A 13,136-nucleotide genomic window follows, 5' to 3' on the forward strand; every position below is an offset into this window, starting at 1 on the left:
GAGTTCCAAATTTTCTCTTGATCTTCTTTAGCTTAATAAGCTAAAAGCCATTCCTTCCTGCACGATCACGAATTTGGGGAATAAAAAAGGACCCGAAGGTCCTCGATTATCAATCCAGTGATTGATTACATCTGCTTTTTAGCAAGTCCTGCCGCGCTGCTCTTCGGATAAAGCTTGATGAGCTTATCGAAAGTAGCCTTGGCTTCCGCAGTTTTCTTGGAATCCATCTGGGCCATACCGACCAACAGGTAGGCTTCCGGAACTTTGGCATGTTTGCTGTAGCCGGAAATCAGACGCTGCTCGGTGGCGATCGTCTGCGCAAAATTGCCTTTCATGTAGTAGCTGCTGCCAAGCCAGTACAGGGCATCGGGATAAACCTTTGTCTTGCTGTACTTCTGTGTCATGCCTGAGAAGCATTTAATCGCTTGGTTGGCGTCGCCCTTTTGAAAGACGGACAAGCAGCGGTCAAGTTCCTGCTTTGCGGAAATCTCCCGATCAGAAGCGGCGGCTGCTGCCTTGGCCTTCGGATCCATTTCATTCAGGCGATTCGAAAGATCGTCATAAATGGTCTCGGCGTTTTGTTTTTCCTTACCGACGGAATTAGTCAGATCCTCCACTTTGCCGCGGAGCGTCTGAACTTCCTTCGTCAGTTTTTCCAGTCGGTCATACAGCGACATCTGCACTTCCTGCTGGGACTTCAGCTGATCCCGAAGTTCCAGGATGGCTTTGCGGGCTTCATCGTCTCCGAAGAGCGCCCATGCCGATGTATTGACGGACAACAGAACGGTGCCAAGGAGCACCAGCGCGATTCTTTTCATAAGAAATTACTTGTTGAGCATGTAGTGGATATCGACTCTGCGGTTCTCGTAGTAAGCCGCTTCGTCATGGCCTTCGGCTTTGGGTTTTTCTTTACCGTAGCTGATCGTTTCGATCTGCTGAGGAGAAACGCCCAGGAGTGTCATACGTTCTTTGACGGCTTCAGCTCTCTTCTGACCCAGGGCCAGGTTGTATTCACGTCCGCCGCGTTCGTCGGTATTGCCTTCCAGACGAACGTTCAGGTTCTTGTGAGCAGCCAGAAACTGAGCGTGATTGGTCACGACCGGCATCTGGTCGGGAGAGACGGTATAGCTGTCAAAGTCAAAGTGAACTTCGCGGTTAGCGAGCGGGCCGGTCTTAGAGCTCAGAGCTTCTTCAACTGAAGTTCCGTCAGTGATAGAACCGGCTTTATCCTTATCCAGATCTACTGTAGAGCAAGCCGAGAGCGAAAGAGCGACAGCTGCTGCGGCTGCGCAAATAGCAAATCTTGAAGAGATCATCTTCTTCGTCCTTTTATTTAATGGTGGGACCCCAAGAGGGTTCGCGAATGTCTCCACTGGTACCCGAGAGTCGGGAACGAGTGCTTCCATCCGTGGAGACTGTGGACAGAACACCCTTACCTCCAACCTCGGAGGCGTAAATAATCATGTTGCCGTTCGGCGAGTAGCTCGGCGATTCGTTCTTTCCGATTTCGGAAAGCGGAATGACGTTGCCGGTAGCCAAATCCTGCTGAACCAGCTTGAAGTGGCCGCCTGTGCGAACGATATAGGCGACTTGGTCGTTTTTCGGACTTACCGCCGGGCTAATGGCATAGGCATTTCCGAAGCTGATACGCTCGGCCGAACCGCCCACCACAGGTTTTCTGTAAATCTGCGGGTTGCCGCCGCGGTCGCTTGTGAAGTAAATATATTTGCCGTCGGGAGAGAATGCCGGCTCAGTATCAATGCTGCTGCCGGTAGTGAACTGTCTGAGATTCTGTCCGTTAACATCCAGCAAATAAATTTTGGTTCCGCCGTCCTTAGACAGAGCCACAGCCAACGTACCGCCGTCGGGACTAAAGGCAGGAGCACTGTTGTTGCCGCGGAATGCCGCCACTTGACGGCGCTTGCCTGTGCTCAGATCATGAATCCAAACCGTCGGCTTACCCGTCTCAAAAGAGGTGTAGGCGATCTGTCGGCCGTTGGGAGACCAATCAATGGAAATAATCGGATGTCTGATGCGAAGGGCAACCTGCGGGTTATACCCGTCGCTGTCGGCGACCATGATGGCGTAGTTGTTCTTACCTTGCTGAGAAACGTAGGCAATACGAGTTGCGAAATCGCCTTTTTCCCCGGTCAGGCGTTCAAAAATTCGGTCTGCAATCTTATGGGCATAAAGACGCAGGTCATCTTTCGGGGAAATATAGGAAGCCTCATCGGTTTCCTGCTTTTTCACCGGATCAAAGAGACGGAACTTGATTTCATAGCGTCCGTCAGCTGCACGTGTTACGGAACCGTCGGCAAAAGCACCGACTCCGGCTGTGCTTAAAGCTTTCCAGTCAGGATCCTTATCGAGTGCCGTTGCGGCATCACAGGAAACCAAACGGAAGAAACCGCTACGAACTAAATCGTTGCCGATAATCTCGGCAATATTCTCAGGTGCTTCGCTGTTTCCGAAAAAAGGCTGGATAGCGATTGGAAATTGGTTTGCCCCGACGCCCTGAATATTCACAAAAAGCTGTGCAAACGCCGGTTCGGCTGCTGCGATTCCTGCCAAGCCGACGGCCTTAAGAAACACGCGTCGATCCAAGCCCAAGTCACGTCTGACCATACGCTCCCTCATCTCCATAAAACTAACAAGCACATTGAGTTTATCTTAATGTGCTAAAAAGTCTCGGACCGCGATCCGATGACTAAATAATCTGAATTTTGTATCAATAATTGAGCCGAAAGCGCATTTGCAGCGATTTCGGCTCGAATTAGGGATTTTAATTAGTGGCGGAAGTGACGTTCACCGGTAAAGACCATGGTGATGCCACGTTCATTGGCCGCTGCGATCACTTCTTCGTCGCGAATCGATCCGCCCGGCTGGATAACAGCGGTTGCACCAGCATCGATGATGACATCCAAACCGTCTCTGAACGGGAAGAAGGCGTCCGAGGCGGCAACGCTGCCCTCCAAGGAGAGACCGGCCTCTTTGGCCTTAATCGAAGCGATACGAGCAGAATCCACGCGGCTCATCTGACCGGCGCCGACACCTAATGTCATACCGTCGCGTACAAAAACGATTGTGTTGGACTTGATGAACTTGGCGATCTTCCACGCAAACATCATGTCGGAAATCTGAGCGCTGGTCGGAGCGAGTTTCGTCACAACCTTGAGGTCTTTTTCGCTGACGCACTGTGTATCAGGCGTCTGGACTAAGAGGCCGCCGCCGATGCGTTTCATATCCAAATCGTTGCGGGCGTGGCCCATAGCAACGGTGAGCAGACGAAGGTTCTTCTTCTGCAGAAGAATGTCTAAAGCACCCTGAGAGAACTCAGGCGCAATGATGACTTCAGCGAACTGTTTGGCAATCTTCTCAGCAGTTTCTTTGGAGACTTCGCAGTTGAAGGCGATGATGCCGCCGAAGGCAGAGGTCGGGTCGCACTTGAACGCCTTGGTATAGGCTTCCTCGGAATTCATACCGATAGCTGCGCCGCAGGGGTTGGCGTGTTTGATGATCACACAGGCGGGGCTGTCAAAGCTGCGGACAGCTTCCCAGGCAGCATCGCTGTCGGCGATGTTGTTGTAGGAGAGCTCTTTGCCGTGGAGCTGATGGTAGCCTGCCAACAGGCCGGGAGCAACATTTCTTTCGCGGTAGAAGGCGGCTTCCTGATGAGGATTTTCGCCGTAGCGCATGTCCTGTACTTTGACCCACTGACGTGTCAGGCTTTCCGGGAACTTCGTACGGGTAGAGACGTCGTTGCCCTTCATGCTGGTCAGATAGTTGGAAATCATGGCGTCGTAGTGAGCGGTATGAACGAACACTTTCTTTGCCAATTCGAGTCTGGTTTCAGGAGAAACGTTGCCCTTTTCTTTGATCTCTTCGATGACTTTTCTGTAGTCGCCGGGAGAAACTATAACGGTGACGCTTTCGTGATTCTTCGCAGCAGCACGGATCATCGTCGGGCCGCCGATATCAATGTTTTCGATAGCGTTTTCGAACGTGCAGTTCGGGTTGGCAATAGCCTGTTCGAACGGATACAGGTTCACTGCAACGATGTCGATCGGATCAATTTCAAACTGCTTTAACGCTTCCATGTGTTCCGCAACGGGGCGGCGGGCAAGAATGCCGGCATGGATCTTCGGGTTCAGTGTTTTGACTCTTCCGTCGAGCATTTCCGGGAAGCCGGTGTAATCGGCAACCTCTTGTACGGGAATGCCTGCCTGAGCGATGAGTTTTGCAGTGCCGCCCGTGGACAGGATGTGATAACCGAGTTCCGTCAGGGCTTTTGCAAATTCAACGACGCCGGATTTATCCGAGCAGCTGATCAGCGCTTGTTTTTTCATATTGTGCATTTCGTTAGAAACTTCCGTTGAGATTAAGTTTGAACCCGCCCGTTTCCCGCCTCCGGAGCGTTTTCTGACGCGTTGCCGGGCAGCAAAATTCGAGCATTGCGTAAAAGCTAATCGAGATTGTCCTGTAAGAGACGCTCGACATTTTTTTCTAATTGAATCGGATCCGTAACGGAGTACAAATCCGTCAATAGAGTCGGACATAAGTCTAAACGTTTAAAGTAGCCGCTGAGGTGTTTGCGAATTGTCTTTAGGCCTTTTTCCTTCTCGTAAAAAGAAAAATGTAACTGTAAGTGTTCGCCAATAGTTTCAATAAGTTGGCTCTTGCTCGGCGCCTGCGGAATTCTGCCGCTGAGTTTGTCATTTATCTGCGAAAAAATCCAAGGGTTTCCGATAGCCGCACGCCCGATCATGATGCCGTCGGCACCTGTCTGCGCAAGTACCGCTTCAGCCTTTTCTACGCTGTCAATATCGCCGTTGGCAATAACCGGGATATCGACCGACGCCTTCACTTCGGCGATCCTCTGGTAGTCAACTTCGCCTTTGAAACCTTGTTCTCGGGTACGGCCGTGGAGCACGAGCATTTTGATTCCGGCCTCTTGAGCGATTGCCGCAATGTTTAGCGCATTGATGTGCTCCGCATCCCAGCCGAGACGGTATTTGAGCGTCACGGGCACATCTACCGCTTCAGTCAGCGCCTTCAGCAATTTTTCTACGAGCGCCTCATCTTTTAACAGCGCCGAGCCGCACTCTACCGAACAAACTTTTTTCGCCGGACATCCGCAGTTGAAATCCACGATTTGTGCACCGCACTGAACCGCATAGCGGGCGGTGTCGGCCAAATCGACCGGATCGGAACCGAGCAGCTGGATCGCACGGGGATAGCTTTCACTTCCCAGGGAAAATCTTTCTTGCGACTTTCTCGACTCGCGCAAGTGTTTCTGCGAGGCAACCATTTCGGCCACGGCATAAGCCGCACCCAGCTTACGGCAAATTTGACGAAAAGGAAGATCGGTAAAACCTGCCAGCGGTGCTAAGAACACGCGTCCGGGAATTTCCACATTCCCGACTTGTACTGTTGCGCCGCTCATGAAATATCCGTCTCGTTAAAGAAGCAGCCCATTGATTCGCATTTTGCGAGCTCTTCGGGAGTGCCGACATTCGCCCAGGGGCCTTTGTAGATCTCGCCGCTGACTAATTGCTGATCGACAAATTGGTACAGCCAAGGGAAGAGCTTGGAAAACTCCGGCTTTTCTCCTGCGAAGATTTTCGGCGAGAAGACCGCAATATTCCCGTAGGTGTACTTCTTATCGGCTCTATTGATAAGACCGTCTTTGAGATCCATGTCACCGTCATGAAAAGAAGGATTGGGCACCAATACTAAGTGTCCGACGATTTCTCCTTTTCTGATTCGGTCGGCAGCCTTTTCCAGGGAGGCGTAATCAAAGGCCGTGACGATGTCTCCGGAAACCACAACGAAGGGTTCTTCTCCGTCACTGAGCAAGGGAAGTGCTTTGACAATGCCGCCTTTAGTTTCCAAAGCGTCCGAAATCGAAGTTCCTTCCTGAGAAATCGTTACTTTGATTCCTTCGACGGGATGAGCTGCAAAATGCGGAGGATAGAGGTCGGCATAATGGGCGGTATTGACCACGACCTCCCGAATTCCACCCTTTTTCAGACGATCAAGCTGCCAGTCGATCATTGATCGGCCCCAAAGCTTGATCAGCGGTTTGGAATTATGCGCCGTGAGTTCCCGCATGCGTTTGCCTCTTCCGGCACACAACACAATCGCCTTCAATCCGACACTCCTTAGAAAGAGTATCCGACCGTCTCTTCGATGCCGGAGATTTGGTTAATGAAGCGAGATAAAGGTCTTAAGGCATCAAAACGCGACGCTGTCTTTCGAACGTAATTCAAGAATCTCGGCGTATCGCCAAGATATTTCGTTTTTCCGTCGCGGTAATTCAGACGGGCAAAGATGCCCAGAACTTTGAGGTGGCGCTGGAGGGCCATCCATTCGACGTCCTCCCAGAACACACCGAAATCTGCCGGGACCGGAATGCCTTCCTTGCGGGCTTTATCCCAATAGCGAATGGTCCAATCTAAAATCTGAGCTTCGCTCCAGGAAATAAAGGCATCTCTGCACAAGCAGGCAATATCATAGCTCACCGGACCGTAGACCGCGTCCTGGAAATCAATAATTCCCGGATTGTCTTTTTCTTCAAGCATCAAATTGCGCGGCATGTAGTCACGATGTACGTACACAAAGGACTGAGCGAGATTCTTTTCGATGATGTGGTCGAACATCTTGTCGAACATGCTGCGCATCTGAGGCGTAATTTCCATATTCAGATGGCGTTTTACGTACCACTCGGGGAAAAGCTCGAGTTCACTGCGCAGCAGCTCTTCGGAGTAATCGGGCAGCACACCCGGTTTGCTGTTCTTCTGGAGTTTGACAAGTGCGGTGGTGGCATCGTCCATCAATCGGGAGGCATTGTCTTCCGAGAGAACATCGAGATAAGTCTGAGTTCCCAGATCTGACAACAGCAGAAAACCCTGTTCTACGTCCTGAGCGTAGATTTTCGGAACATTAAGGCCTTGTTTGGCAAACAGATCGTCGACAAAAATAAAAGGTTTGACGTTGCCGGGCTCCCTGGGAGAGTCCATGACGATGTAAGTCGTGCCGTCTCCGTCAATACGGAAATAGCTTCTAAAACCCGCGTCCGAAGATGCCGGGCGAAGTGTCTTCAGATTCAGCCCGAAAGACCCTCCGATTTTTTCCAGCCACTGCTTTAAGCTAACTTCACGCTCTGTCATTGTTTCCTCTCCATGATCCGTTGATCAGAAAGAATATGCAGGTCAATTAAGCCTTTATAATCTTTCCACCTAATAGCGTGCAATTTTAATGTCTAGTTTTTCAATTCGTCGAAAAAGACCCATGGAAGCTTTTCGAGCCCTACCCGTTTTTGTGGCTGTGACTTTAGCTATGCCCTTGCTCGTCTCGGCGGCCGAGCGCGATCAAGATTCCGAAACGGCTACCCGACCTGAGTACGGACTGAAGCTGAACGCGGCACGCCGCTTAGACGAGAACGCGCCTTCTGAGGAAGGCGATGCCCCGACATACCTCACAGCGTTCAAGATGATTGGGACGCCTAATGAGAAAATCGAGCTCATTGACAGCGCTGAAGTTCGGCGCGGCGGATCCGTCCTTCGCGGCGACACCATCACCTATACGTTCGCCAACGACGAGGTTTATTCCAACGGAAACGCCTTAGTGGCCAGAAACGGCACGATTTTCAAAGGGCCCGAGCTTACTTATCACCTCGATGCGGAAACCGGAGAAATGCCGAACGCAACGTTCCGCTATCTGCCGACTCAGATGCGAGGCACGTCCGACAAGATCGAACTTCTCGGCGAAGGCAAAGCGAAGATGTGCAATGCCATGGTCACGACATGCCGCGAAGGTGAGGAAGCCTGGTGGATTAAAGCCTCTGACATTGACTATGACGAGCTCGACGGTTCTGCTGTCGGCAAAAACGCACGCCTATATGTCGGCGGTATTCCGGTTTTTGCCTCGCCTTATTTCAGTTTCCCGGTAGGTTCCGAGCGCAAGACCGGTTTCCTGACTCCGAGATTCGGCATGAGCTCGACGCTCGGCGTGAATATGGAGGTGCCGTTCTACTGGAACATTGCACCGAACTACGACTACACGCTGACACTCAAACCGATGTCTAAGCGAGGCGTACTCTTCGGCAACGAATTCCGCTACCTGCAGCCGACTTTCTCCGGCCAGGTGGACTACAACGTCATCTTTAAGGATAAGGAAACGCACGAACGACGCTACGGCGTTGCTTGGAAACACTACCAGCGCATCGGTGATGTTTCTCTCGGCGTGGACTACCAAAAGGTCTCCGATAACGACTACTTATCGGATTTCTCGACGACCATTCGCGAGTCCAGTGAAAACATCCTCAACCAAAACTTCTGGCTGAGCTACGGACAGACTTATTGGAGTACGTCTATCGGCGTCTATAAAAATCAGACGCTTCGTCCGAACAGAAACTGGGTTGAAAAGCCCTACGAAAAAGAACCGGAATTTAACCTCAGCGGTTACGTCGCAGATTTTCACGGTGCGGTCCTTGATTCTCGTTTGACGGCAACCCGCTTCCGCCGCGGCATCTCGACGTATAACGGTTTGCGCGGTACGAGCGGCGACGGCAACCGAACCTTGTGGAATACCTCGATTTCCTATCCGCTGATGGGTTCTTACTGGTTCATTACGCCGAAGATTACATACTCGCTCACGCACTACAACGACATCAAACACGCAAGAGCCGAGATTGATAAATCTTCGACCCGTTCGCTCCCGATCTATTCTCTCGACACCGGCTTAATCTTCGAGAGAAATTCGACGGTCTTCGGACGAGAAACCGAGCAGACTCTTGAACCTCGATTGTTCTATGCCTACATTCCTTATCGGAATCAAAGGCACATGCCGAACTTCGACAGTTCTTCGGCCGACCTGAACTTCGCCGAACTGTTTACACCGAACAAGTACACGGGCTTTGACCGAATTGCGAACACCAATCAGTTGTCTGCAGTTTTGACAACCCGTTACATCGACTCCGGTACCGGTAAAGAATGGTTCTCCGCGACTGTGGGTCAGCGTTACTACTTCACGGACGAAAAAGTCGACCTTTATTGGTCCAACCCGGGTAAAACAAAGAACCGCAGTGACGTGTTGGCCGCCTCCCAGTTCTCTTTATTTGAGGGCTGGAGACTAGAGGGCGCGATCCAGTACTCTACAGAGTGGTCCAGAATCTCAAAGACGAGCGCTGGTATTCGCTATAACCCGCGTGATTTCTCGACCGTTGCTCTGTACTATCGCTACAACTACAACCCCAACGATACGCGAGACGCTTTCTATAACACCAACATCAAGCAGATCGACTTTTCGTTCCAGTGGCCGCTCATGAAAGACCTCTACGGTCTCGGAAGGTACAATTATTCATTCAGAGACAAAAAAGTGGTTGACTCGCTTATGGGCCTCGAATATCGTGCGGGGTGTTGGATTCTTCGCGGCGCCGTACAGCGTTACATCCGAAGTGAAGGAAGGTCGACAACGAACTTCTTCTTAGAACTTGAACTCGTCGGATTAGGCACCGTCGGATCCAGTCCGATCCAAGCCTTAAGCGAAGGCATTACCGGTTACAAGCCGATCGGGCCGAAGCCTGTTGAAGTCGGCCGATATGATTACTACGAATAAACTATGAAATTGACTCATCTTTATGCAGTATGTGCCTGCGCCCTCCTCTCCCTCGGCGCGGTCAATGCAGACAATGCGTACGCACAGAAAGCACCGGCAAAGAAAGAAGCGGCTGCGGCTCATAAAAACGCACCCGTCCCGGTCGATCGTATCGCAGCCGTGGTGAATCACGATGTGATTACGGAGATCCAGCTGCAGCAGAGAATTCATCAGGTGGCTACGAATCTTCGCAGAAGAAACATTCCGCTGCCCCCGATGGACAACCTTCGCGACCAGACGCTTGATCGCATGATTCTTGAACGAATCATCGAGCAGAAAGCCCGCGATACCGGCATTCGTATCGACGACAACATGCTCAACGGCGCGATCGAACAAATTGCGACCAATAACGGCCTCACCGTTCCTCAGCTCGAAAAGAAACTGGCAGCCGACGGTATTTCCGTTCCGAGCTTCAAGAGCGAGATCCGCAGCGAGCTGCTTACTCAGCGTCTTCGTGAAAGAGACGTGGACGACAAGATCCAGATTCCCGAAAGCGAAATCGATCAATATCTGAAGGATCAGAGCGGTCCGGGCAAACGCATGGAATATCGCTTATCCCGCATCGTTATCAGCTTCCCTGAAAATCCCACGAAAGCAGAAGTTGAGGCTGCCCAAAGAACCGCTTCCCGTGCGCTTGAGCAGGCTCAGAGAGGTGCAGATTTCAGCCAGCTGGCAGCAAAATACTCCGTCACACCGGAAGCGATGGAAGGCGGCGTTATGGGCTGGGTTCCCGCCGGCAAACTGCCTCCCTTCGTGGTGCAGGCTCTGCAGAATCACAAAGCCGGAGACATCATTCCGCTCCAGGCCGGAAACTCTTTCCAAATCCTCAAACTGACCGGTGTCCGCGATCCCGGCGAACAGGCCCAGCAAGGTGTTCGTCAGACGCATGTCCGCCACATCATGATGCGTCCCTCGAACGTGACGCCTGAAAAAGTCGTGATTCAGCGCTTAAATGAAATCAAGTCTCGCCTGGATAAAGGCGACGGCGACTTCCAGACACTTGCTCGTCTGCATTCTGCAGACCCGTCGGGCACCCGCGGCGGTGACCTCGGCTGGCTCTACCCCGGCGACGTTCCTCCGGAAATGGAACAGCAGCTCGACAAGCTGAGCGTCGGCGAAATCAGTGAACCGATCCGCACGCCTTACGGCTGGCATATCTTCCAAGTGCTCGACCGCAGAACTAAGAGCGGCATTAACGAACGCCAGCGAGAGCAGGCCAGAGAGGCGCTGCGCGAGCAGAAACTCGGTGACGCCGTCCTCGACTGGGAACGACGCCTGCGTTCGGAAGCCTATGTTGAGAAGCGAATCAACAAACCGACCGAATAACATCGTAAAGTCGAAAACGCTTAGGCCTCCTAAGCGTTTTTTCATGGAATCAAGAAATGGCTGAAGTACTCAAGCACCACAAAGCCCGCAAACGTTTCGGACAGAACTTTCTCAACGACGACTTCTGGATCAACAAAATTGCCGAAGCCGTCGATCCGAAAGAAGGCCAAAAGATCATTGAGATCGGACCGGGACAGGCTGCCCTGACAAAAGAATTAATTGCCGGTGCCAAACACATCTACTGTGTTGAAATTGACCGCGATCTTGCAGCTTGGCTGCGGACCAAATTCACGCCCGAGCAGTTAACCGTTCTTGAGGCCGACGCTCTGAAGTTCGATTGGAGAGACTTTGCCGCCGAAGAAAAGATTCGCGTGGTCGGCAACCTGCCCTACAACATTTCTTCCCCGCTGCTCTTCAAGCTCTCCGAGATCAGTGACCGCGTCGTTGATCAGCATTTCATGCTTCAGAAAGAGGTCGTGGACCGAATGGTTGCCGCCCCGGGATCAAAGGCCTACGGACGGCTTTCGGTCATGCTTCAAAGAAAATACCGCATGGTAAAGCTCTTTGATGTTCCGCCTGAGGCTTTCACGCCGGCGCCGAAAGTCATGTCTTCCGTGGTCCGCATGATCCCGATTCAAAATCCGGCAGAAGTTGACGAAGAGACCTTCCATCAGGTTGTTGCCGCCTCTTTCGCCATGCGCCGTAAAACGCTGAAGAACAATCTTGCTAAATGGATTTCCCCCGAAATGATGGAGGAGGCAGGAATCAAGCCGGAGCAGCGTGCCGAAAGCGTGCCTTTGGAAAATTTCATTCGCCTGGCTCGCTTAGTTCATGCAGCGGGCATTTCAATCGTGCTGCCCGGCCAAGTTCAGCCTGACTAGAGAAAACCAAGCGTTCTCGAATGCAGCATTGCCCTGGCTCGTTTGTAGTCAGGGCAGTGCACTTCAACGAGCTGCCAAAAACGTGAGGAATGGTTCATCTCCGTCAGATGAGCTGCCTCATGCGTATAAAGATATTCCCGCTCGGCCTTAGTAACGAACACCGCATTCCAGTGAATACGGATGTGACCGCGGCTGCTGCAGCTTCCCCAGCGCGTTTTAGCCGACGTCAAAAAGAATTTTCGATAAGGGTATCTAAAGGGCCCCATCTGTGCGAGCTTGAGCTCAAATTCTTCCTGCAAAGCCGTAAGGGCCCACTTCTTGATGGTCTTAACCAGAACTTCAAGGAACTGGTCTCGAGTGAGGTTCGCGTCCTTCACCCACAGCACGATCTCATCATCAAAGACACCGGACTCCTTGCGCACGCTCGACAGCCTTACTTTTCTTTTGACGTCCAGCAGTGTGATTTCCTGTTCGGAAGACAGTTTTTCAAAGAAGACTCGATTACTGTCTTCCTTCCCTAAGCTGTTCTGCCGTTTCTTCTGGATCCATGCCTGCTGTGAAAGAACCCAGCCCATCACTTTTTCTCGAGAAGTCCGTGACGGATACTTCACCAGAAGCTGCTCTGAGTTCGGCATGGAAATTGAAATGCTCTTGCGCTTCCCGGGCTGCCAAATGATTTGAACTTCCGCTCCGTCAGCAAGACGAATACTGCTCGCTGCCCGCGCCGGAGCCGGTTCCTTTTCTGCAGCCGGTGCCCCTCGGCGCATCTTCTCCAGAAATTGAATAATTTTTGAGGCCGATTTCTGAAGTTCAAGTTCCACTTCAAAGTCCGTGAGCCTCGCCGGGCAGTGAACAACCAAAAGACCGCCCTCAAAGGCGATTTGAGTATTCTTACGGCGGCTGCTGCGGACAATGCGATATCGGACCGGATAGCTCCCTTCTAAAGCGGAATGATGGACAAAATCAGGATCCTGCTGAGAAAGACGTGCAGAGACATCCGGATAGGCTAAGGAGGCTGCTTCAAAAAATTTAAAGTACGGCAAAAATTTCTTCTTTTGAAGTTTCAGCGCCCATTTAATTTGGAGCGCTGAAGGATAGCCCTTGGTGATGTAAATGACACCCTCCGGTCCGGCGGTAATTTGTTCTTCCTGTCCGCCAAGTCGAATATGAACGCGCCGAACCTTGTCGGGATAAGCGATTTCAGCCTCTGCCGGAGAGCCGTCTAAATAAAATTTCGTGATCTTCGGAAAAATACGACCTAAAACCATTCAA

At 51.7% G+C, this 13,136-nt stretch carries 11 protein-coding genes; 3 read left to right on the top strand and 8 right to left on the bottom strand.

Annotated elements, in window-relative coordinates:
- Positions 1-125: 125 nt before the first annotated feature.
- From ybgF to HMPREF9439_RS11590, 7 genes are all read right to left on the bottom strand, one after another.
- Positions 126-818: a tol-pal system protein YbgF gene (gene ybgF, locus HMPREF9439_RS11560; protein WP_008810160.1), complete on the bottom strand. Its 693-nt coding sequence runs from the start codon at positions 816-818 to the stop codon at positions 126-128.
- A gap of 6 nt (positions 819-824) precedes the next feature.
- On the bottom strand, positions 825-1,313 hold the full coding sequence (gene pal, locus HMPREF9439_RS11565; protein ID WP_369975244.1) for a peptidoglycan-associated lipoprotein Pal: 489 nt from the start codon (positions 1,311-1,313) through the stop codon (positions 825-827).
- A gap of 16 nt (positions 1,314-1,329) precedes the next feature.
- Positions 1,330-2,643, bottom strand: a complete 1,314-nt coding sequence (gene tolB, locus HMPREF9439_RS11570) for a Tol-Pal system beta propeller repeat protein TolB (protein ID WP_008810162.1) — start codon at positions 2,641-2,643, stop codon at positions 1,330-1,332.
- 143 nt (positions 2,644-2,786) lie between these two features.
- Positions 2,787-4,346: a bifunctional phosphoribosylaminoimidazolecarboxamide formyltransferase/IMP cyclohydrolase gene (purH, locus tag HMPREF9439_RS11575; protein WP_021868195.1), complete on the bottom strand. Its 1,560-nt coding sequence runs from the start codon at positions 4,344-4,346 to the stop codon at positions 2,787-2,789.
- Positions 4,347-4,462: 116 nt separating this feature from the next.
- Positions 4,463-5,443 carry a tRNA dihydrouridine synthase DusB gene (gene dusB / locus HMPREF9439_RS11580; RefSeq protein ID WP_008810164.1) on the bottom strand — a complete coding sequence of 327 codons (981 nt, stop codon included), beginning with the start codon at positions 5,441-5,443 and terminating at the stop codon, positions 4,463-4,465.
- A complete protein-coding gene (locus HMPREF9439_RS11585) occupies positions 5,440-6,150 on the bottom strand; it encodes a nucleotidyltransferase family protein (RefSeq protein WP_008810165.1) in 711 nt (236 codons plus the stop codon). Before HMPREF9439_RS11585 ends, dusB begins: the two co-directional genes overlap by 4 nt.
- An 11-nt stretch (positions 6,151-6,161) precedes the next feature.
- Entirely contained in the window at positions 6,162-7,169 is a 1,008-nt protein-coding gene (locus HMPREF9439_RS11590) for an aminoglycoside phosphotransferase family protein (RefSeq protein WP_008864994.1), read from the bottom strand.
- Between the two features lie 121 nt (positions 7,170-7,290).
- Between HMPREF9439_RS11590 and HMPREF9439_RS11595 the strand changes: the two genes are divergently transcribed.
- Genes HMPREF9439_RS11595 through rsmA form a run of 3 tightly spaced genes read left to right on the top strand, consistent with a single transcriptional unit; the run spans position 7,291 to position 11,864 of the window.
- Complete coding sequence (locus HMPREF9439_RS11595) at positions 7,291-9,618, top strand: LPS-assembly protein LptD (protein ID WP_008864995.1); 2,328 nt, start codon at positions 7,291-7,293, stop codon at positions 9,616-9,618.
- Between the two features lie 3 nt (positions 9,619-9,621).
- Positions 9,622-10,983, top strand: coding sequence for a peptidylprolyl isomerase (locus tag HMPREF9439_RS11600; RefSeq protein ID WP_008810168.1), 1,362 nt, complete (start codon positions 9,622-9,624; stop codon positions 10,981-10,983).
- 56 nt (positions 10,984-11,039) lie between these two features.
- Positions 11,040-11,864: a 16S rRNA (adenine(1518)-N(6)/adenine(1519)-N(6))-dimethyltransferase RsmA gene (gene rsmA / locus HMPREF9439_RS11605; RefSeq protein ID WP_008810169.1), complete on the top strand. Its 825-nt coding sequence runs from the start codon at positions 11,040-11,042 to the stop codon at positions 11,862-11,864.
- Here the strand turns inward: rsmA and HMPREF9439_RS12965 are convergent.
- Complete coding sequence (locus tag HMPREF9439_RS12965) at positions 11,861-13,132, bottom strand: M48 family metallopeptidase (protein ID WP_008864996.1); 1,272 nt, start codon at positions 13,130-13,132, stop codon at positions 11,861-11,863. The two genes, rsmA and HMPREF9439_RS12965, sit on opposite strands and share 4 nt — an antisense overlap.
- Between the last annotated feature and the right edge of the window lie 4 nt (positions 13,133-13,136).

Source organism: Parasutterella excrementihominis YIT 11859, assembly GCF_000205025.1.
Taxonomy (GTDB): domain Bacteria; phylum Pseudomonadota; class Gammaproteobacteria; order Burkholderiales; family Burkholderiaceae_F; genus Parasutterella; species Parasutterella excrementihominis.

Coding starts and splice junctions, on each gene's coding strand:
- ybgF (WP_008810160.1), bottom strand. CDS start 818: ATGAAAAGAATCGCGCTGGTGCTCCTTGGCACCGTTCTGTTGTCCGTC.
- tolB (WP_008810162.1), bottom strand. CDS start 2,643: ATGGAGATGAGGGAGCGTATGGTCAGACGTGACTTGGGCTTGGATCGA.
- purH (WP_021868195.1), bottom strand. CDS start 4,346: ATGAAAAAACAAGCGCTGATCAGCTGCTCGGATAAATCCGGCGTCGTT.
- dusB (WP_008810164.1), bottom strand. CDS start 5,443: ATGAGCGGCGCAACAGTACAAGTCGGGAATGTGGAAATTCCCGGACGC.
- HMPREF9439_RS11590 (WP_008864994.1), bottom strand. CDS start 7,169: ATGACAGAGCGTGAAGTTAGCTTAAAGCAGTGGCTGGAAAAAATCGGA.
- HMPREF9439_RS11595 (WP_008864995.1), top strand. CDS start 7,291: ATGGAAGCTTTTCGAGCCCTACCCGTTTTTGTGGCTGTGACTTTAGCT.
- HMPREF9439_RS11600 (WP_008810168.1), top strand. CDS start 9,622: ATGAAATTGACTCATCTTTATGCAGTATGTGCCTGCGCCCTCCTCTCC.
- rsmA (WP_008810169.1), top strand. CDS start 11,040: ATGGCTGAAGTACTCAAGCACCACAAAGCCCGCAAACGTTTCGGACAG.
- HMPREF9439_RS12965 (WP_008864996.1), bottom strand. CDS start 13,132: ATGGTTTTAGGTCGTATTTTTCCGAAGATCACGAAATTTTATTTAGAC.